This is a genomic window from Dactylosporangium sp. NPDC000244, from assembly GCF_040300725.1.
Taxonomy (GTDB): Bacteria; Actinomycetota; Actinomycetes; order Mycobacteriales; family Micromonosporaceae; genus Dactylosporangium.
Window position 1 is genome coordinate 95,774 of record NZ_JBEPEH010000018.1, and the last position, 22,568, is coordinate 118,341.

The window sequence follows — 22,568 nt, forward strand, 5'->3', positions numbered from 1 at the left end:
CGAAGGCTGCCTGGGGTGGCGAACTCCTCTCATCCGGACCCGGCGAGGCTCCGGGAACTTGCCCACCGGTGGCGCCAGCTTGCGTACAACATCGAGCACCTCATGCAGACCGGCTCGGACGCCGTCGTCGGCGTCGACTGGTCGGGCCGGGGCCGCGACCGCGCCGTCGCGGCGATGACCGCGCTGGTCCTGCGGGGCAACAAGATGCGCGACGACCTCAACGCGCGCGCCGACGAGCTCGACAGGATCGCCGAGCAGGTCGAGAAGCAGCTCGAGGCCGAGAAGCTGGCCCTGATCCTCTTCGGCATCTTCTTCGTCGTCGGCCTGGTCCTCGGCTTCGTGCTGGGCCCGGTCGTCGGCGCGCTCGGCGGGGTCTTCGCCGGCCTGCTGGTGCGGTTCGTGTCCGCCGAGATCGCGGAGCTGGTCGGGCTGTTCGCGTCCGGCTTCGTGGTGTTCGGGGCGCTCGGCCTGGCCCTCGACCTCACCGCCGCGGGGATCGTCGCGGCGAAGACGGGTGAGTTCCACTACGACGGGATCAACGCGCTGATCCTGCTGGTCGGTGCCTTCGTCGGCGGGCTGATGCCCGGAGGCCGCATCCCGCGGGTCGGCCCGCTCGGTGGCGCGAAGCCCAAGACCGTCACCAACCATGTCACCGGCAAGACGTACGACGTCGCACTCTCGGGCGGGCTGAAGCCCTCCAACCCGGTCACGCTCGACGGTGGCCCGCGGCCCGGGCCACCGTCGCTGCGGCCCGGGGGTGGCGACGACCTGGGCGTGATGCCCGGCCGGCCCGGGCCGGCCCCGAACGGGCTGGACGGCCCGCTGGGGCCACCGAAACCGACACCGAAGCCCTCCGTCGAGTCGTTCAGCAGCCGCACCGATACACCGCCGATCCCGGTGACCGGCGGCGGCGCGAAGCTGGTCGGGCGGCCCGCCGCCGAGACGCCGGGGACGATCGCGCCGCCGGTCACGATCCCCCGGCCGGTCACGCGGGCGCCGGGGGGCGGGGCGCCGGGGCCGGACAACCGGGTCACCGCCCCGCCGCTGCGCTCCGGGACGGACGTGGAGATCCCGCCGTCATCGTCGCGGCCGCGGACGGCGCCGCCGGTCGAGCGGCCGCCCTTGTCGCACGACGGGCCCGGCAACCTGCCCAAGGTGCCCAAGGGGCTGCAGCACGGCCCCGGGGACGGCGGCCTGCCGAACACGGCCGGGCCGCGACCTGGGCCGAACCTGCCGGGGCCGCGACCTGGGCCGACCCTGCCGGGGATTCGGCCTGAGCCGGAGCTGCCCGGGGCTCGACCCGGGCCGGAGCTGCCCGGGCCGGCGCCGCACACGCCACCGAAGGATCCGCTGGCCGGGCGGCTGCCCCTCCAGCGACCCGGCGAATCCGGGCCGGTCGACCCGTTCGCGGGCCGGCCGCTCGGCGATCCGGTGAACGGGTCGCCGCACAACGGTCCGCAGTCGCCGGTGGCCAGGACGCCGTCGGGTGGGCATCACCGGCCGCCGTCGTTGCGGTTGCCTGGCGGGCCCGAGGCGGGGCCGGGTCTGCCGCGGGTCGAGCCGCACGCCGATCCGGTGGCGGGTCCGCCGGGCGTTGATCCGGTGCATGGGTTGCCGCACAACGGTCCGCAGTCGCCGGTGGGTAGGACGCCGTCGGGTGGGCATCACCGGCCGCCGTCGTTGCGGCTTCCCGGCGGTGGTGAGCCGCCGCGGGCGGGTGTGCCGGAGCTGGTGCGGCCGCCGTCGCCGAACCCGCTCGGATCGGGTGGTCCGGCGGAGGTCGTGGTGCCGCCGAACACGCGGCCGGTCACCGGGGACACCGGTGCGGCTCCTCCCGCGGTGCCGCGCGGGCGGGTCGGGGGCACGGAGCTGCCGAGGAGCCCCAGCGCGCACTCGTTCGACACCGTCGTCGAGACGCCGTCCGCGACGCCACGGCCCGGCACGCCCGACTCGACGACCCCTCTCCTGGAGCCCGCGCCGCGGCACGACGGGACGGCCGGCGCGGGCGGGCACCATGGCCCGCCGCGGTTGCGGCAGCCGCTGCCCGATCTGCCGGTGGGCGCCCGGCGGACGCCGGACGGGATCCACGAGAAGACCTGGGTCAGCGTCGACGGCGGCCGGGTGTGGACCCAGGCGCCCGGGAAGCCGTCGTCGGCGGCATTCGACGAGATTCGCTCCCATCTGCATGCCGCCGGCCGCACCCCGCCGGGCTCCGATCTCGTCCTGGCCCGGGACATGCGGTTCCCCGGTGCCGACGGCGAGCACCACACGGAGTACTTCCGGTACAGCGGGCGCGGCTGGACGCTGTCGCCGGAGCCGCCGCCCCAGGCCCGGTTCCCCGGCACGAAGGTGCTCGGCCCGTCCGAGTACCCGAACCTGATCAATCCGGAGGCGCCGAACCCGGCCGCGCTGCAGTGGCACGAGACGGCCATGCGCCAGCCGGGCGGCGCCGCCGTGCCGACCAACGTCGACCGTTACCATCTCAGCCGCGACGGCGGCGCGACCTGGGAACGCTTCGACCGTCCGGGCGAGACCCCGGACGCGGTGCGGCAGCGGCTCCAGCACGAGCTCGCGACGAGCGGCCACCCCGACGACCACGTGGTCGCGTTCGTCAAGCTGGGACTGAAGCCCGGTGACCAGACCACCTTCACCATCGGGCCGGAAGGCTGGAAGCTCCAGTCCGACTCGGTCCACGCGCCGCAAGCCCGGCACAGCTCGCCGGACGCGATGCCCACGGCCGTCCGGAGGGTCGAGGTCCTGCAGTTGGAGCGGGCGCCCGACGGCAGCCACACCACGCGGTGGCGGCCGATCGAGCGGTACGCCGACGGGGACAGCACCGCCCCGCGGCCGATCACCGCCAGGGACATCGAGGAGCATCTCGGGTTCACCGGCCCCCGCAGCACCGGCGGGGAGCGTTTCAGGGTGCGGATGACCGAGACGGCGACAACACAGGCCGATGTACGGCTGTTCCAATGGGACGGCGCCCACTTGCGGGCCACGGCGCCGCAGTCCCTGCCCCGCCTCGGCCGGGATGGCGGCCTGGGCATCCCCGGGGCCGACCCGGCAGCGTCGCACGCGCCGGGGCCGCACGCGACGAGCGCGTCGAGCCTGCAGGGGTCGCCCGCCGCGAGAGGCCGCACCGGCCAGCCGGGGAACGACGCCCCGGGTGGTGGCACCGCCCGGCGCTCGAGCCCCCCGAACCCGGACGACGTCACCACGTCGCCGATCGTGTTCCGGGTCGAGGTCCCGCCGGTCCGCCTGTCGGATCTGCCGTCGCTCGCCGGCCCCGTGCGCAAGGACTCGACGGTTCCCGTCGCGAACCGGGGCCGCACGGACGATCCGGAGCTGCCGAGGTACAGCGAGATCGCGCACGACAAGCCGCCGCAGCGCATCGACGGCCAGGACTACAGCCTCCTGTACCCGATGACGGACAAGCCGCTCGGCAAGGACCTGTTCGTCATGAAGGAGCCGGCCCGGCCGGAGCTGACCCCGCTGCGGGAGCCGAAGCGCCCGAACGAGGGACTCGACGCCGAGATCGACCGGGTGCGCGCCGAGCGGCGGGACGCGGTCGAGCACGCGACCGGCGGCGGGCCCCGGGCCGAGCAGCCGCGGACCCCGCCGGACCCCGGCCACGAGGCCGAACCCGCGCCGATCGAGCCGAGCCTGCGGCACCGGGCGATCGACGCGCTGGGCCGCGACGCCGACAATGTGGTGGTCAGCCAGGTCATCCGCGCCGGCGGCCGGTTGGCGGCGGGCGACGGCGGCGTGCCGGGCGGGACGGTCGGCGGGTCGCCGGGCCGGTCCTACGAGACGATCCGCGACGAGCTCCTCGCCCGGTCTGCCGACGGTGCGGGTGCGTCGCGGCTGCGGCAGTACGTGCGCAAGCTGAACCTGGGGGAGTTGCGCAACGGGCTGGACGCGACCGTCCACGAGCGGCGTGACCTGCTCGCCGCCGGGGGCACCGGCGACGCGGAGCGGCTTCGCCGGCTCGACCGGGCCGAGGCCGCGCTGCACGGCGCGTGGACCGATCGGCTGGGTGTACCGCCGGCGCCGGCCCCGGTCACCACCCGGCCCAAGCCGGCCGGCCGGGCCGGCATCGAACACGAGCTGCGGCGGATCGTCCAGGATCGGCGGCGCGCCTTCGTCGAGCACCCGCCCGGCGAGGTGCGCGACCGGGTCGTGCAGCGCCTGCACGTGGCGGAGGCCGAGGCGCTCGCCCAGGTCCCGGCCGCCCGGCGGGCCGAGCTGCGCGCCGACCTCAGGCACCTGCGGCGCGAGCAGGCCGAGGCCCAGCGCGAGCTGACCGCCGTCGTCGAGTCGCAGGCCGACCCGGCGGGCGCCGCATCGGTCGGCGAGGCGAGGCGGCGGTACGTCGAGCTCAGAAGGATGGCGGAGTCGCTGGACCGGGCACTCCGGGAGAACACGGCGAACCTGCGCCGGCTCCGCGGTGGCGGCGCCGACGGGCAACCGCTGCCCGACTGGGCGCGGTCGGCCGGCACGGCGAGGTCCGCCCCGCCGGTCGAGACGCCACCACTCACGAAGCCGCCGGTGTCGGCGGAGGCTGTGACGAAGCCGCCGGTGTCGGCGGAGGGTGAGGCGAATCCGCCCGCCACGGCAAAGCCGGTCACCCCCGCCGTGCCCGAGCCGGTCGCGGCCGAGCCCAGGAGCGAGGCGGAGCTCCGGCTGGAACGGATGCTGCAGGCCGCGGCCGGTGCAGGCAAAGTGGAGGTGCGAGGGCACACCGTCCTGCTGCGGGGGCCGCGCCCGGACGGTCAGCCGGAACCGCCGAGCCTCATGGGCGTGGCCAGATCAGCGCCCGGCTCCGGTGGCGCGTTGCGCGTCTTCCCGGACGCCGAGGCATTGCCTGGCCTGCAGCGCTTCCTGCGGTCACTGCCGGCCCAGCAGCGGTACCATGTCATCGTCGATCTGCGGCTCGTGCCCGACGGGACCGCGTTGCCGTTCGACCCCGCCGCCTTCGCCCGGCGCAACTTCGTCTTCGTCGACCAACCCATGCCGGCCGTCGCCGACCCGGACCCCGCGCACGGTTTCCCCGTCGGTCTCGACCGGCAGCGGACGATCGCCCCGTTCGCCGACGCCTACCGGTGGGCCCCGACCGCGCGGCACGTCCCGGAGGCGCCCACGCAGCTGCTGCCGAAGCTGGCGCCCCTGTGGGACCTGCCGGTGGGGAGCTCGGCCTACCACTGGCCCATGCCGACGCGCGAGACCCCGAGCCGGAGGTTCAACCCCATCGCGGCGTACCGGGACGTGACGGGCCCGGCCGAGCGGACCACCTTCCCGCTGTCCGACGGCTGGCACGGCATCGTCACCGGCAACGCGGTGTGGCTCGGCCCGGCCGACCGCGCGACGCCGCCCCCGGCCGTGACCGAGCACGCCGCGGCGTCGGCGCAGCCCAAGCTCTTCGTCGGCGACGCCGGCCTCGACGTGCCGGACAGCGTCTGGGACCTGCTGGGTGAGCTCTTCCAGAGGCTGAGCCGGGACGCGGCGGGAGGGCTCGACTTCGAGCCGCTCGGCCTGCCCACGCCCCCACCGCAGGTGCAGCGCGGGCCGGACGGCCTGCCCACGCCGGTGGCGTTGCGCGCAAAGATCGACGCGCTGGCCGCCGACGTCGCGGCGGCGCCGGGACCGGACACCATCGCGACCGCGCTGCAGTCCCTGACCGACTTCGCCTGGACCGGGCACCTGGAGGGGCTGCCGGCGCCGACGGTCCTGCTGCGGCCCACCGGGCAGCACGCGGTCACCGGGCACTTCGACCACATCACCTGGACCGTGTCGCTGCCCCTGCCGGCGGCGGAGACGCTCGACGCCTGGACGTACGGTTCGTGGCTGGACCTCGCGACCCGCACCGTCCATGAGCTCGTCCACGCCGACCAGTACACGAAGATCGCCCGTGCTCTGGCCCGCGACCACGACACCGTCGAGGGACTGGCGGCGCTGCTGCCGATCCAGGACCGGGCCGTGCTGGAGGCGGCCGTCGCGCACCCCTTCGCCGCAGGCAGCCCCGAGCTCACCGAAGGCCTGGCGCTGCACGACTCCGTCGGGCCGCACGGCACGGGCTCGGACGAACTACTCGCGCGGTTGCGGGAGCTGTGGGACCGGTACACCCGGCTGCAGCGCGAGCGGCCCGACGCGGGGGCGGAGCTGGCCGAACTGTACGTGGAGTACCAAGCCGCGCGGCAGGAGTACGAACGCCTGGCCCACGAGTCGCCGGCGATCGCGCTGGAGCGGCAGGTCCGGTACCCGCACCTTGCCCTCCGGCCGGCGTCGCCGAAGCCCGTCGCCGAGCCGGATGCCGTCGTCTGGCGGCAGCTCGAAGGGCTGCCGCCGCTCGCCGGTCGCGGCGCCGACGGCGAGCACCTGACCGGACTGCTCGGCCCGGCGCTCGCCGAACTGGCCCAGACCGGCCACACCGACGTCGAGCCCTTGGCCGAGCAGTGGAACGCCATGGTGGACGAGGCCGGGCCGCGGCCCGGCCGGGACGCTCTCGAGCGCATGCTGACCTTCGTCAACGAGGTCGTCGGGCGGGTCGGGATGCCGCCACCGGCATCGGCGGCGGCCGGCACCGACGTGGTGGGCGGCGCGCTGCTCGGCTGGGTCGCCCAGGACGGCTGGGCGGCGAAGGCGCGGTACTTCGCCGAGCACCGCGACACCCTGTCGTCCACGGCGGCCCGGGACGACTTCCGGACGATGTTCGCGGGCGGGGCGAAGCTCATCGGCCTGCACGCCGACGTGCTGACGCTCGCCGGGCTCGGCCACGGCGCGGCCGCGCACGCCTACCTCGCCGAGACGCGGCGCGACGCCCGGCGCGGGATCCTGCTGGACCTGTCCGCCCGGATCGCCGACCCCGACGGGCTGCGGGCGCTCAGCCGGCTGCCGGCCGCGGTCGACGCGAAGGGGACGTTCCACGGTGTCTCGTTCAGCGAGACCGCCTTCAGCAAGATGGCGGCCGCGATCGCCGACGCCCGCGACGGCGACGTCGCCAAGGCGGTGACGCTCGCCCGGCAGAGCCGGCGCTACCTGGGCGGCCTGATGCGGGTCGACTGGGTGATGACCCTTGAAGCGCTGCACTCGCCCGCGCTGGCCGACGCGATCCAGCGGCTCCAGGAGACCATTGTGGACTGTGACTGACACGGCCGCGTCGCCCGAACGTGGACGTTCCACCGACCGGCCGGCGCCCATACCGTCGAGGTAGCAGCACCACTCGCCGTTCACGTCAGAAGGATGAGCCTCGTCGTGAATCCACCCCCGAAACCGCCGGCCCCGCCGCCTCCGCCGGTGCGGCCGCAGCGCCTGGCCCCACCGGTCACCCGGCTGCCGGCGCCGCGCCCGACTCCGGTCGCCGCGTCGCACACCCGTGGCCGTCTCCCGAAGCTGCCGGCGATTCCGTACGCGCCGCCGGACCTGTGGCGCATCGTGCCGCCGCGCGTGGCGGACCTGAACCCTGCCGAGCATCCGAGAACGGAGTACCACGATGGTCATGTCCGCTAATTACGTGTACCACGCGGACGGCTCGCTCGAGATCCACATGAGCGACGGCTCCGTGATGGTCTACGCCGCCGGGAACGACGACGGCACCCCGGGGCGACTCATCTCCTACGAGACGCCCGAGCACGACGTGTACAGCCGCTACGACGACCAGAACCAGCCGGGACACGTCGACTTCGACGGCGGCGGCTCGGGCGACTACATCCGCCATACGGACGGCACCGTCTCGTTCCATGCGCTGCCGGAGGGCTACACGGTGGTGTTCGCCGACACCGACGGCGACGGCGAGATCGACGACGTCATCCGCTACACGACCAAGGCCGGCGACGTCTACAGCGACTACGACGACCAGGGCAACCCCGGGCACGTCGACTTCCACGACCACACCTCGGGCGACTACACGTACTTCCCCGACGGCACCGTCGCGTTCCACTCGATCGAGGAGGGCTACACCGCCGTCTTCGCCGACCGCGACCACGACGGCGAGGCCGACGACATCGTGTCGATGACGACGAAGGGCGGCGACGTCTACAGCGACTACGACGACCAGGGCAACCCCGGCCACGTCGAGTTCGCCAACGACACCTGGGGCGACTACACCTACCTGTCCGACGGTAAGGTCTTGTTCACCACGAACGCCGACGGCGGCTACACCATCCTGCTGGACGACCTCGACGGCGACGGCGAGGTCGACGACATCGTCACGCAGTCGATGCACAACGGCGACGTCTACTCGGACTTCGACCACCTGGGCAAGCCGCACCACGTAGAGTTCGGCGACCACACGCCGTAGATGACCGGCCACCGCACCCGCAGATCTCGACGCCGTGCCTCACGATGACCCGACGAGCCCGGGTCCGGACGAGCCGGCCGTCCTGGGAGTCCAGCTCCCGGCGCGGACACCGCTGTACGTGGTGATGAACCTCCTCGCCGCCCGGTCGGCCGTGCTCGACCATGCGGCGTTCGACTGGTACGCGTTCGACGGCGTCGCCGCGCCGAGCCCCCGGGCGGCGCTCGCCACGCTGGACGGAGACACCTTCGGGTGGGCCGTCGTGCGGATCCGGCTGCACCGGCCGGCGTCCGGCGTCCAGGAGGCGCACGAGGACGCGATCGAGTACGCCGACGACTGGCTGACCCACTACGAGTTCGTCGCGGACCCGGCCGGCATGATGATCCTCTCGGCCGCGACGCTGTCCGAGTTCTCCATCGACGCGGTGGCCGACGCCAACGAGCCCGCCGTGTGGAAGTCGCCGGATCGGTTCGTCGCGGGCATCGAGGCCCTAGCCGAACGGGTCGGACGTGGCCAGGCCGAGCGCCGCCGCGAGCCGTCGGCGCCGCCCGGGCTGGGCCCCGCCGCGGCGCCCCCGCCGATGGGTCCGGACGGTCCCGTCGGCGGGCCGGCGGCCGCGGAGGACCTGGCGGCGATCCGCTATCTCGAGTCCGCGCAGCGGTTCGAGCGGCGCCTGGCGGTGTATCTGCTCACCCGGCCGGACGTCACCGCGCAGCTGCGCACGATCGTCCGGGCGATCTGGGACCGGGCCGACGCCTGGCAGCGCCGCCGCATGGGCCGCGCGGCCGGCAACCAGCCCGGGACGGTCGGCGCCGAGTACGGGGTGCTCGAACGGGTCGTCGAGACCGGCAACCTGCGCGAGTTGATGGCCATGTACTTCGTCGCGCTTGCCGACGGCCTGGTGTACGAGATGCTCGGCCTGCCCGGGCAGGACCCGAAACCGGGCGTGCTGCGCCGCGCGCAGGGCCACCGGAAACTTCGCGACGACCCCGGGTCCGTGCGCCTGCCCGATCCGGATCGAGTGGTACCGCCGCTGAGCCCGGCCGAGTGGATGACGGTCGACGGCGGGCGGCTGGGCTGGGAGGTGGGCGCCATGCGCTACCACGTCCCGCTGCGAACGCCCGTCCAGCGAGCCGCTCAGGCGACCGGCGGGCTGGTGGTCGCCGCCGCGTCCGGCAGCGCCTACTTCAAGGCCACCGGGGCCATGCTCCTGCGCGAGCGGTGGGGTGTGCCGGTCGACTTCGAACTGCTGCGGCTGGCGCTGATCGCGGTGTACGTCGGCGTCGAGCACCACTCGCTGCACGAGGTCATGCTCGGCGTCCGGTACGCGGCCGAGCTGTACTCGCTGCCGCTGAGCCCGTACGTCGACGACTGGCGCCGCTACCGGTTCCTCGGGGCGGTGCTCACCGAGCAGGAGCTGCGGGCGCACGTCGCCGAGGGCGGGCTGTTCCCCGACGAGCACGCGTTCGGCGGGCCGGACCCGGAACCGGAGGTGTACCAGCGGTTTCTGCGTGCCGGGCCGGCCGAGCGGGCGGCCGTCGTCCTCGAGCAGGTCGCCCGGGCCGAGCCGGCCGTGCTGCGGGTGCTCGCCTCCCTCGCGGCGACCCGCGCTGCGCTGCGGTACCACTCCGACGTCACGGTCCTCGAGGCGCTGGCCGCGATCGGGGATGACGACCCGATCCCGGCCGGTGCCAGGGACTCGATCGTGGCCGAGCGCCGGACACCGGCGGAGAAGGTGGCCTGGATCCGGGCGCTCGGGGCCCGTGTCGGCCCGGCCGGTCAGGCCGGCCGGATCCGGGCGGTCGGCGGCTGGCTCGCCGGGTGCGGGCCGGCGGTGCCGCCGGCCCGCTGAGGCGTCAGCAGGAGCCGCTGACCGTCATCACGAAGATCTTCGTGGGCTGGTGGCGGACCATCGCCGTGCAGGGGGTGGTGCGGCCGGGCAGGGTCCGCGACACCTCGGTCGTGGTGGACTCGACGCCCGACGTCATCGTCCAGTCGTAGGACGCGGGAACGGTCCACGACTTGGCGCCGTCGACGCGGCCCAGGTTCTGCCGGTCGGGCTCGTTCTCGGCGCTCGTGTTGATGACCACGTACACGGGCTTGGAGCTGTCCGAGGTGGTCACGTCGAACCGCGTCGGCTTCCAGTAGGCGAAGCCGCCGTTGAGGTAGCCCCAGGTGACGCAGACCTTGATGCCGACGTCGCCGATCTTGATCTGGTCGATGCAGACGGTCTTCGGGGCGCTGAACGTGGGGACGGGGCCGGACGTGGCCGGGGCCGGCGGGCTCGTGCCGGCGCCGGTCGTCGTGCGGCGCGGCGTGGCCGGCTTGGTGGCCGACGGCGAGGCGTTGGTGCTCGTGGTGGGCCGGGCCGCCGACGCCGTCGCCGATGGCGCCGGGTCGTACGCGCCGTTGGACTCGTACCACCGGGCATAGCCGTCGACCGTGTTCACATAGGACTGTGCCGAGGCCGGCACGCCGCCTGCCTTGCGGACCGCATCGGCGCCGACCCGCTCGGCCGCGACCGCGGCCCGCCAGAGGTCGCCGGTGACTCCGCCGGTGACTCCGCCGGCGCGCAGCTCACCGACCAGGTCGCAGGTGTGGTGGGCCACCGCCTTGACCCCGGCGGCCGGGTCGGTCGGCTCGGCCATCGGCCAGGGCGCCCAGCGGTTCCAGGTCGCCGTGTCGATCCCGAGCCGGTGCAGTGCCCGCCGGGTCCCCGACGAGGCCTCCGGCGACGGGTTCACGGTCCGCGTGGCGGCCAGTTGGCCGGCCAGGCGCGGCGGGCTGAGCGTCGGGCAGGACGCGGCCGCGTCGCGGATCGCCGCGATCTCGGCCTCGGCGAGCAGGCCCGAGCTGGGCCGCAGCGGCTCCGGACCGGTCCCGGCCGCCCCGAACGGCGTGCCGGCCAGCGAGCCGACCAGCAGGGCCAGGCCGAGCACACCGCCCAGCCCGGCCAGCCAGCCGGCCCGTCCGAGCAGTGCCGGCAGCCGTTGCAGGAACCGGCCCGATCCGCGGATGTACCTCGAAACCATCAACGCCTCCGAGAGTGGGTCTCCAACGCCTCAGAGAACGGCGGCGGGTGGCACCGCGGTTCACGCGCGGGCATGAACCGATCATGTGCGCCGTACGTCATCTGGATGTCACATTCGCTGTGAGGCGCGTCACGGCCGGTCCGGCGGCGCGGTCGAGGAGGACGCCATGACCGAACCGGAGCCGTCGACCCGGGCGTCCACATCGCAGCGTCCGGCCCGGCCCGGCCGCGACTCCTGGTACCTCGTCTCCGGCGCCTGGCTGCACGGGCTGGGGCCGGTGGCGTTCAGCGGCGACGGGCGGCTGTGGCGGGGCGACGGCCAGGTCGAGGTCGGCGACGGATGGCGGTGGCTGGACGCCGCACACACGCTGCTGGTCAGCCCGGAGCACCGGCTGGTGGTCGAGGTCGGGCGCGGGGTCGTGCGGACGGCGTCCGACGGCGAGGTCGCCGCCGGACGGGCCGCCACCGAGCCGGTGACCCTGGTGGCCGACCTGCTCGGGCTCACCATCGCGACCCATGGCGAGGCCGGGCCGGCGATGCGGTTCGTGCCGCTGCGGATGCAGCCGATGACCGACCGGCTCCTGCTCGACCGGCCGTGGTCGGACCCGCTGGCGCGCCGCCAGCGTGAGCTGGTCGACCTCGTGCAGTACAACATCCTGACCCGGATCGACGGCCTGCCGCAGGTGGAGGCCGACCTCGTGCTGCGCCACGGCGGCCGGCAGGCCGAGTGGCGCCTGCGTCACCTGTCCGCGCTCGGCGCGCCGCACAAGGGCGGGGAGGGCACGGCCGACGAGGCGTCCCCGGTCACCTCGATCGACGGGGCGCCGCGGTGGCTGCCGCCCGGCTTCGCCGACGCGGATCCGCACGCCGCATCGGCTCGCCGCTTCGCGCTCGGGCACCACGGCCGGCTGCTGCGGCTCGGCGACATCCAGCTGACGACCGCGGCCGGGCTGGCCGATGCCGCGTCGCGGGCGCTGCCGGCGGCGCACGCCGGCCTGCGGGAGCCGCTGCGCCTGGCGGCACTGTCCTACCTCGCCCGCTTCGACGTGCGGCTGGCCACCCAGCTCATGCTCGAGGGCGGCCTCACGCTGACGGTGCCGGGGCACGAGGTCACCGTCAGGTTCGACCTGGGTGACCTGCGCCTGGCCCGCCAGGCGCGGACGGAGGAGGCCGAGCAGGTCCCGATCGGCTCCGCGTGGCACGTGCTCGTCAACGCCGACCACGAGGTGCAGTCGTTCGCCCGGGCGTCGGTGGCCAACACCCGCAAGCTGAGCCTCGGCTACGGCGGCCTGACCGGCGGGGGTCCCCTGACCGGCAGCCTGGGCCTGGGCGCCAGCAGCGGCCGCGAGTACGGCCAGGGCTCCGACTGGGTGTCGGCGGTCAAGCGGTACCTCGACGTCGCCGGCCACAGCGTCTACTACGACTTCGGCGGTGCCTCGATGCGCACGGAGGTCCGCGCCATCGGCGCCCGGCCGGGGACCGCGGCCGAGCACGGCTCGCTCGCCCGGCCGATCCGTGCCGAGTTCCCGCGGGATCTCGCGCTGGTCCGCCCGGACGGCCGGACCGGCGTGGTGGCCTCCGAGCCCGTCGTCCTGGGCCCCCAGCTGGGTGTCGGCACGGACGCGTACCGGCGTGCGCTCACCGCCTCGGGGGATGCCGGGGACGGCGAGCCGGTGGAGGTCCGTCAGGCCCGGGCGGTGACCCGGGCGCTGGGTCACGTCCTCACCGTCCCGGAGTCCGCCCCCGGGCTCGACCGGGTGCGCCGGGCGGTGCTCGAGCGGCTCGACGCCGGCCGGAGGAACCTGACCGAGGACGCGACCCACCAGGTCGAGTGGTGGCTCAGCGAGCCGGGTTTCCTGCGGATGTTCGCCGACGTCGTCGGCTCCGGCGCGATCTCGCCGGCGTTCGCCAGCGGCGGGTCGCAGCTCCATGTGACGTGGTCCGGCCGGCTGCTCAACGTGCAGGCCGTCTCTCAGGAGAACGTGCCGGTCAAGGAGGAGACGCAGCGGTTCGGCGCCGACCACCACGACTCCGTGGAGTCGGGCGGTCTCGGGCCGGACGGCCAGTTTTCGGGTGGCAAGGTCTGGGGCAACCCCGACGACGACCACGCGTGGTCGGTCGGGCTCAGCGGCGGCTTCTCGCTCTCGGCCGAGCACGCCGGGCACCGTGGCACCCGGGCCGTGCGCGGGGCCGGGGACATCCGCGGGCTGGTGTACGCCGGCGACAGCGTCCGGTATCGGCTGACCATGGAGGTCTCGGCGGAGATCGCCACCGATCTGCCGGGTGTCGACCAGAGCACGCCGGTGCGGGATGTGGTCGACGTCTTCGTCCGCATCCCGGTCCAGCACCGGGCCCGGTTCGAGGAGCTCGTGCGCCGGGCGGTGCGGGATGCGTCCCTGAGCCCACGCGACCTGGCCGGCCTGCCCACCGACCGCGACCCGGGGGAGGCCGCCGAGGTCAGCCGGCTGCACCCGCCGGCGGCGCTGGCCGCCAACCAGGGCATCGGGCAGAGTGCCCTCGAACGCCTGGCCGGCGCCGAGGACGTCCTGCCCGCCCTGCTCGCCATGGTCGACGAGGCCGAGCGGAAGATCGCCGGGCCCCAGCCCCGCTCGCGGCTGGTCCAGGCCGAACTGCACCGCCTGTTCAGCTCGAGGGTGTCCCGGGAGGCACTCATCAATGCCGGGTCCCAGCTCTACGACCCGGCCGGCGTGGGCTTCACGTTCAACCTGCGCGGCGATGGCGGTACCGAGACGATCCGGGTGAAGGTGCGGGGGCGCCACGACGCCACGCCCTACGACGCCGGCCGGGTGGCCAGCGGCAAGCTGGAGATCATGCCGGCCGCGTTCGCCGGTGCCACCGGCGACGACAAGCTGACGTCCAACCACGGCATCGGCGGCCGGCTGGGCGTGGTGGCCTCGTTGCCCTGGAAGCACACCTCGATCGGAGCCTCGTTCAGGGCCGCCTACAACCGCGCGGCCGACGAAGCTGGCAGCGTGTCCGTATCCGGGTTCCAGGTCCAGGCCATGCTCTACAAGGGACCGATGCGATGGTTCGACTACCGGGCCGATCTCCTGCTCGAGGTCGACGTCGAGTTCCGGCGCAGCTGGACCGGCGTCGTGCGGTCCGTGACGCAGTGGGCCAAGTCGCGCGGCGAGGCGAAGGTCGTCACGCGCGCGTCCGCCACGCCGCGCACCGTCGAGGCCTCCAGCCGGCTCGTGCTGCCCGAGCACAGTGCCCGGGCGGCACCGGCCTCGGCCGCGGAGCTCCTGGCCGGCCGGTCCAGGGAGCTCGACGCCGCGTCGGCGCGGGCCGCGGTCGAGGCCGGGCACGATCCGCTCAACGGCGACGACCTGGTCGTCGACGTCCTGGGCGGCAAGCCGCTGGCCGACCTCGTCACGATGATGCTGCTGGAGCCACCGGCTCGCCGGTCCGGGTGGTGGGGCGCCTTCGACCGGCTGAAGTGGCTGCTGCGCCGCGACCGGATCACGCCGGGACTGGCGGCCGATCTGGCCGCCCGGGCGAGCGACAACGCTCAGCTGGTGGGGTCGCAGGTGCGCGGCCCGTCGGCCGTGGAGCCGACGCTGACGGTGAAGGGCATGCTGACCGACAGTCACTACCAGGTGACGGTGGAGAACTTCCCGGTGTCCTCGCGGCCCGACGGCGAGGCGACCGAGCTCATGAAGATGGACGTGGCCGAGGGCACGCCGGTCATCAGTCACAGCCGCGGCCGGGCCAACAGCTGGAGCTGGGGCGGGGCGCTGTCGTTGCTGTGGACGCTCGGGAAGCACAACCTGGGCCTTGACCCGTCCTCCGGCGGAAGTTACGCCAAACACACAGGGCTGGCGACCGGCATCAGCCCGCAGGCCGGCCGGCTGACCCAGATCACCCAGTCGTACCAGCCCCGGGTCGGCAACGTCATCATGCGGGTCACGGTGACGTCGCGGCAGAAGAACATGCTCGGCAGTTTCTTCACCGTCCGCCGGGAGCGGTACCGCGAGGTCACGGACGGGATGCACTTCTACCGGCCGGCCGCGGCCCCGGTGACCCCGGCGCCCGTTGCCGCGGCGCCCCCGGCCGAGGCGCCGGTCGCCGCCGCGCCCGCCGCCGATCTCCCCGCCGGGAGCGCGGACCGGTCCGACCTGCCGGACGGGCGGGTGCACCGGCGATCGGTGATCCGCTCGCGGCGCTCCTCCGTGGTCGCACGGGACACGTCGCCGCAGGCCGAGCAGCGCGGCCGCGACGCGGCCCGCGTGCCGGCGCTGCGCGGCCGGTCCAACACGGTCAACACCGTCACGGCCATGGACCGGGCCCGCGCCATCGGCCTCGGCCCGCTGGCCCGGTCGGTGCCGCCCGGGGCGGTCCTGGCCCCGGTCACCGAGCACCGTTCGCCGGTCACCGCCGAGCCGGCCCCGCCGGCGGCGGCCGCCGAGGCCGGGCCGGCCCGGCTGACCACGGCGGAACTGGAGGCCAAGTACCCGGCTCATCTGGACCGCGCACCGATCGCCTCGGCGACCGAGCGGCTGCTCCCGGCGGGTCCTGCCGGCCGCGTCCTGAACCCGACCGGCGCGGAGAACGCCATGCTGTCGGTGGTCGACGAGGTGCTGCCGGACGCCTTCCGCAAGCAGCGCTGGACCATGGCGGGCCGCGAGCGCGGAACCCCGGCACCGCTCTCGGCAGTGCTCAACCCGGGCACCGCGGTCGCGCTGGTCGACACGCTCGTCAGTGGGATCAAGCTGACCACGACCCGGTCGCGGCTGCTGTACCACGAGCGGGCCGTCGTCGACCTCCGCCTGGTCCGCGACGTCAACGGGACGGGGTACACCCGCTCGGGTGTGCTCGCCAACGTCAATGTGGCGCGGTACGGGTTCCGGCTGCACAACCACACCCCGTCCGAGGACCGGACCACGACCGCGGAGACCGCGGCGCCGGGCACGTTCCGGAGGATCTTCGACGCCGTCAAGTCGCTGGCCCTGATCGTGACCTTCCGCGCCAGCAGCAGCGAGACCAGGTCACGGTCGCTGACGAGCATCGACGCGACCCGCGACACCCTGTTCCTGTCGGGGCATGCCGCGCGATACACCAGCGAAGGCCGGATCGAGGCGGACATGGTGCTGGTGCGCGAGCCGTCCCGGCTCCTCGACCTGCTGCTGCTCGGCTTCGGCCGGCCTCTGCTGCGCCTGCTGACCAGGCGGGAACAGGCCAGCCGGCCGGTGACCGAGCGGATCATCGTGCCGGAAGACCTGACGCTGCCGCCCGTCGACGCCGGCCGTTTCGTTCCGGCCGACCTGGCGGTCACGGCACTGCCCGAGGCCGGCCTGCCCGACGGCGCGCGGCCGTTCGACCTCACCGGGGAACACGTGCTCGCCCGCGACGCGTTCCCGCTGGGGGTCCACGCCGACAAGATCAATGCGCTCGGCGACACCGTGCTCGCCGACCTGCGATACCGCCAGCACCGCTGGTACCTGCGCCCGTCCGGCTGGCTGAACCAGCTCAGGACGTGGACCTGGCGCCGGCTCGTGCGCCCCGGGGCCCGCAGCAACGACGCGATCGAGATGCTCTTCAACCACCCGGCATTCACCAAAGAGCTGGACGTCATGATCGGCGAGGCCGGGCTCGAGGTGCCGAAGGTGGTCGCCGAGGGCGGCCCGCTGTTCGACTCGCACGGCCGGCCCAATATCAAGGTCAGGCTCGTGAACCCCCGCATCGTGAACCACATCAACGCCTGGCACGAGTACTCGTCGTACCACTTCACCGAGCACAAGCAGGGCAGCGGCCGTGCGGAGACCAACAGCCAGGAGGTGAAGGCCACCGCGGCCGTCGACGGCGGGACGGCGACCCTCGGCGGCGCGTTCAGCCAGTCGAAGTCCACGTCGAGCGCGGCGGTACTCAAGTCGCAGTGGCCGACGACCGGCAGCAAGCGGGAGGTGCCGTGGCTGCGGGTGCAGACCGACGCCGTGGTGACGGTGACGCTCAACGCCCGCAGCGTGCTGCGCTGGCTGCCGATACCCTTCCTGGGCTGGCGCCACCGCCCCGTGGCCAGGACATACCTGGTCAAGGATCTGTACGAGCTCGTGCTGTCACCCGAGGGGAGCCTGGAGTTCGGGCTGATCCACCCGCTGGGCATCCCGACCCCCGCCGGCTTCTACCTGCCGTCGCGCCTGGTCGTCACCGACCGCAGCGGCTCCGCGGAGGCCCGCCGGCGCCGTTCCGACGAGCTGCACGCGGCGTTCTCGTTCACCAAGGTGTCCGACGCCGTCCTGCTGCACGTGGCCACCGGCACCGCGGCCGACGGGTCGCTGCGGTTCCAGGTCCGGGGCGCCGAGCTCACCACCGCCGAGTTTCACGAGCGCGTGCTGGTACCGCTGCAGCTCGGCAGGAAGGACGACCTGCGCGGCCGCACCTTGGTGATCGTCGGCGCGAACGTCGGCGCGGCCGCCCACGGCGGCCGGTCGGCGGCCGACGAACTGGCCGACCGTATCGGCGGCGGGACGGTCGTCGGCCCGGCCGGTGACGTCCACACCGGCCCCGACGGCCACCTGCTGGCGGCCCGGGCCGCCGTGGCCGGCGGGCAGCCGTACCTGGCCGGGGTCACGACCTTCGTCGAGAGCGCCTGGACGAGTGAGGGCCTGCGGCGCCGGGTGCTGTCGGTCGACCTCGCCGAAAGCCTTCGCTTCCTCGGCCACACCGTGCCGTTGCCGCCGAAGCCGGTCCGGCCGCCGTCGCGCCCGGTGTCGTGGGGGACCGGCGCCGCGCCCGCCGACCCGCTCACGGGTGCCGGCGAGCCGGCCCCGCTCGAGGGCATCGCCCTCGCCGACGGCCGGTACCTGCTGCACCCGCGCGGCCAGACACTGACCCGGCCGCAGGTGGCCGAGGCGAACGCGTTCGACGGGCGGCCCGGCGAGGCGACGGTCCTGGCGCCCGGCGTGCACGACGCCGCCGCCGTCCTGGCCGCCGTCGGCAAGCTGATGAACATGCTCCCGGCCGCTGGGCGGACGGCGCTGCGCCTGCCGGTCAGGGAGGCCAACCTGCGGCTGGCCGACGGGCGCTCGGTCGCCGCCCACGCCGCCGAGCTGTTCCGGGTGCCGGTCCGGGCCGTGCTCGGTCCCGCCGAGAACGCCCGGATCTTCGCCGAGAAGATCGCGCCGGCGTACGACCACGGGGAGCCGGTCACGGGCCGGCGCCGCCCGGTGGTGCTGTTCGTCGGCGGCCAGACCGGCGCCGGCAAGACCGCGGCCACCACGATCGCGCGCAAGGAGATGCGCGGCCTCCCGCAGCAGTTCGTCGAGATCAACATGGATGACTACACCGGGCACCACGGCGGCTACCAGCCGGCCCTGGCGGAGGACCCGCAGACGGCGAGCGCCCGGGTGCGCGAGGACACCCAGCAATGGTGGGACAGCGCGCACCGGCTCGCCCAGGACCGCCAGCTCAACGTGCTGGTCGAGTCGGCCATGGCGACGCCGGACGAGTTCGAACGCCTGGCGCGGCAGTACCGCGATGCCGACTTCGAGGTCCGGCTCATCCTGCTCGCCGTCCCGGAGGCCATCAGCCTGCTCTCGGTGGACCTGCGGGCCGAGGAGGCGCCGGCGAGGGGCGAGCCCCGGCGGGTCGTGCCCCGCGCCGACCACGACCGCACCTTCGACGGGGTCCTCCGCGGCGCCGAGGCGGCCGACGAGACCGACCTCGTCGACCGGATCACGGTGCTGCGCCGCCACGGCGAGCTCCTCTACGACAACGAGCGCGGGACGGACGGGCAGTGGCGCAGGCCCCCGGCCGCGGCGGCAGCGGTGGCCGCCGAACGCGTCCGTCTCCTGCGCAGCGAGGAGCAGTGGTACGAGGAAAAGGCCGGCCTGATGCCGCAGGGGCTCCCCACCGACGCGGAGCGCCGGCGGCAGAACCAGCTGTTCACGGCCGCCGTGGCCACGTCCGTGCCGCTTCCCGAATCGGTCCTGACCGAGGACCTCGTCCCGTTCCGGGGCCATCTGGCGGAGCCGGTCGGCCGGGTGTACGCGGAACTGCTGACCGACCTGCAGGCGGCCGACGAGCGGGAACGCCAGCGCGTCACCCGGGAGTTCGCGGCGACCCGCGCCGGTATCGGCCGGCGCGGCTACCTCGGTGGCGGATCCGGGCATGTCGAGCATGTGCTCGTGGAGTCCTTCGGGGCGGCCATCCGCACAGCACTGGGTCTGGCGCCGTCGACCGGATCGGCCGAGGTCGTGCGGCGCCTGCGTTCGGTGGCGCGTGACGCGCTCGCCCAGGACTTCAGGAAATTCGAGCTCGAACAGCCCGATCATCCACTCGCGAGCCGCCTGTACGCCCGTGGCGTCGACGTCCGCGACCCGGCTGTCCGGGCGAAGTACCTCAACGCGCTCACCCTCGGCGGTGGCGGCGCCTGGAGCGCGGACTCCGCCCGGGCGCTGGCCGACGTGATGCTCACGACGCTGCGGCTGTCGGCGGTCCTGCTCACCGGCTGGGGGCCGGAGCTGCTCGGCTCGTCGCCCCACGAGCCGTCCGGGTATCTGTGGGGCGACAGCGACGGGGTCGACACCGTCATTCGGGATTCGGGCGCACCGATCCGGACGGTTGCCGCGCTGCGGCCCGCGCCGGAACCGGTCGACCCCGGGCTGCTGGGCCGGGTGTCGCAGCACCTCGATCCGAGGCCCATCACCGACCAGCGTCTCGCCCGGATCCGCCGGCTGGTCGTGACCGGCCGGCACACCGTGCTGCGGCGCCGGTCCGAGGTCGACCCGGCGTGGGATCGGCACACCGTGACGATCGGCGAGCTGAACCTGATGACCGACGCGTACCACCGCGCAAGGCAGGTGCACGAGGCGGAGCAGTCCGCCGCCTCGCTCGGGCAGCTGGTGGCCCGGCACCGCGACCTCGCCGCGCTGACCAGGGCGGCGGTGCCGGCCGGCCTCGAGTCCGCGCTGCGCGAGCTCAACGAACACTTCGGCGCCGACTATCCGGTCGACGACGAGCAGCGTCTGTGGCAGATCCTCGACGAGGTGGAGGCGTCACTCGAACAGAACGGTCTCAGCATGGCCGTGCCCGCCTCCGAGGCAGACGAGTGGGCGAACGAGCCTTACCCCACCGTCGATTCCCGGCAAATCATGAATCGTCACGTCGAGCACCCGCTCTCCCGGCCGGACGGCCGCCTCGTGCGGGCCCGGCTCCGGTTCAGTGCCGTTGTGCGGATGCTCGGGGACGCCGAGGGGACGAAGCTGGTCCGGGACGGGTGGACCGCACTGCTGCGCAACCAGGCCGGCGCCGAGGAGTTCCGCGAACGGATCGCGCTGGCCACCGGATTCCGCCACGACAGGAAACTGGTGCGGCGGACCGGGTACCTCGGCGGCGATCTCAGGCCCGTGCTGACCGGCCAGGCCACGTGGGGCGACATCGAGCACGTCACCGTCCACTCCGGCTACAGCGAGCGGCACGCCCTGGACCTGGCGCTCACACCGGCGCAGGCATGGTCACTGGCCCAGCGCATCAACCGTGCCGCTTTCGGGGGCAGGGCCATCGCATCGGCGGGCTCGCCGATCGGCGCCCCGTACGACCTCCAGGCGCACATGGAGGACCGCCTGCGGCGGGTGTACCACGTGACACCCGACGCCGGGAAGGCCGCGGTGGTGGAGCAGCTGAACGATCTGGCCGCCCGCCAGCCCGGGGCACCGTGGGTCGACCGGGCAGAGCTGATCGAGCTGGCCGGTGCGGCCGGCGTCATCGGCCGCACCGGCCGCAGCGTCCTGCGCGAGCTCCTGGTTCGGGCCCTCGAGACGGCAACCCGCGCACAGGTCCGCGGCTTGTTCGGGGAGCGGCTGCCGACCGGCCGGGAATACTGGCGAGCGGCACAGACGCTCGTCGAGATTCATCTCGGCGAGGCGTCCGACGCGGACGTCGCCGAGCTGGCCCGACTGGCCGGCGTCGCCGACCCCGATGCGGAGCAGACGATCGACCGAATCCGGCGGGAAGCGAGGGACCACTTCCGGCTGCCGCTCGACCCTGCCGCGCTGCGGACGGCCCGGCCGGTCGAACTCGCGTCGGGGGTGTACGTCCCACCGCTCGCAGGGGGCGACCCCGCCCATGACCCGATCGCAGGGACGGCAGGCGCGATGCCGGCGTCGGCGGGGTGGTTCGTCCTGGTGCTGCGGCGCGATCTCGTCGACCAGCTGGTCGCAGGCGACGAGATCGCCCGGATCCGGCTCGTGCGAGCATTGAGGTCGACCAAGCGATGGCGGACCGGCGTTGCGACCGCCAAGGCTTCCGGTCGGCCGAGGCCGGACATCGGCCTCTGGCTGCCGGACGAGGCCGGCGACGACCTCGGCTGGCAACGGACGAGTCAGGTCGCCCAGTGGCTGGTCGCGGCGCTCGATCTCCACCAGGTCGTCGCGGCCCCACACGTGCTCCGGCCGTCCGTCGGCAGGCTACCCGCCGGTCAGGTCGCCGCGCTGCGGGTGACCCGGCACGCGGTTCGTCGGCTGCGCGTGGGCCTCACCCAGGCCATGGCCGTCGAGCGACGGGTGCCATCGGCCGCGCCGGACCGTCTGCGCACGGTGGTGGAGGCACCCGAGGAAACCACCGGCGCTGCGCCGGCGGCGCCGGCCGCGCGGGTCGGGCCGTTGCCGTTGCCGCGGCCGGTGGTCAACGGTGACCTGGGACTGGCGCGATGGCTGGCCGTCGACCCGGTCGCCGACCCGGTCTCGTCCCGGCGGCTCTTCGACACCGCCGCGGCCCGGCTCACCGTCGCCGACGCGGTGCTGGCCGTCGACACGTTGCTGGCCGGCCGGCCCGGCGACGAGCGGCTGCTGGTCGCCAGGGCCTTGCTGTCCCTGGCCGAGGCCGGGCACCTGGAGCTCGGGTACCGGTACCTGGCCGGCGGCGGTGCGGTGGCGGCGCTGCTGCAGGCATCCAGGCCGGACGCGCTGGCGGCGCTGGCGGCGCTGGCCCGGGCGGCGAGGTTCGGCGAGGGCCGTGCCGCGCTGCTGGACGCGGTCGCGTCCGTGTTCGCGGCCGGCGGCGCCGGGCCGGCGGTGACCGGGGTCGCCGGTGGCCGCGCCGAGGTCGGCCGGGCGGAGCGGGTCGAGATCGTGCTGGGCCTCGCCGTGCTGGGCGCCGCGTTCCCGCAGCAGCGGGCCGGCCTGCGCCTGGTGGCGGCGACCCTGGTCGACTGCGACTGACCGGTCCAGTCCCCGAGAGGGGAACCGTGGCGCCCCCGAACGAGGAGATGTCCGCTGTGCGGGG

Annotated in this window: 5 protein-coding genes; 4 read left to right on the forward strand and 1 reads right to left on the reverse strand. The window is 74.5% G+C overall.

Annotated elements, in window-relative coordinates; genetic code table 11:
* The first annotated feature begins 15 nt into the window (after nt 1-15).
* From ABT369_RS25760 to ABT369_RS25770, 3 genes are all read left to right on the forward strand, one after another.
* The gene (locus ABT369_RS25760; RefSeq protein WP_350615594.1) at nt 16-7,146 is read left to right on the forward strand and encodes a hypothetical protein; all 7,131 of its coding nucleotides are present in this window, start codon (nt 16-18) and stop codon (nt 7,144-7,146) included.
* Between the two features lie 349 nt (nt 7,147-7,495).
* Nucleotides 7,496-8,296, forward strand: a complete 801-nt coding sequence (locus ABT369_RS25765) for a hypothetical protein (protein WP_350615596.1) — start codon at nt 7,496-7,498, stop codon at nt 8,294-8,296.
* Between the two features lie 34 nt (nt 8,297-8,330).
* Nucleotides 8,331-10,145 (forward strand): hypothetical protein, encoded by a 1,815-nt coding sequence (locus ABT369_RS25770; RefSeq protein ID WP_350615598.1) that lies wholly within the window; start codon nt 8,331-8,333, stop codon nt 10,143-10,145.
* A 4-nt stretch (nt 10,146-10,149) separates the two neighbouring features.
* On the opposite strand, the gene ABT369_RS25775 is transcribed toward ABT369_RS25770, so the two are convergent.
* A complete protein-coding gene (locus tag ABT369_RS25775; protein ID WP_350615600.1) occupies nt 10,150-11,325 on the reverse strand; it encodes a hypothetical protein in 1,176 nt (391 codons plus the stop codon).
* Between the two features lie 166 nt (nt 11,326-11,491).
* Between ABT369_RS25775 and ABT369_RS25780 the strand changes: the two genes are divergently transcribed.
* Entirely contained in the window at nt 11,492-22,504 is an 11,013-nt protein-coding gene (locus ABT369_RS25780; RefSeq protein WP_350615602.1) for a zeta toxin family protein, read from the forward strand.
* Nucleotides 22,505-22,568 lie beyond the last annotated feature (64 nt).

Excerpts from the sequence above, each read along its gene's own strand:
- ABT369_RS25765 (WP_350615596.1), top strand. The coding sequence starts at position 7,496 with ATGTCCGCTAATTACGTGTACCACGCGGACGGCTCGCTCGAGATCCAC.
- ABT369_RS25775 (WP_350615600.1), bottom strand. The coding sequence starts at position 11,325 with ATGGTTTCGAGGTACATCCGCGGATCGGGCCGGTTCCTGCAACGGCTG.
- ABT369_RS25780 (WP_350615602.1), top strand. The coding sequence starts at position 11,492 with ATGACCGAACCGGAGCCGTCGACCCGGGCGTCCACATCGCAGCGTCCG.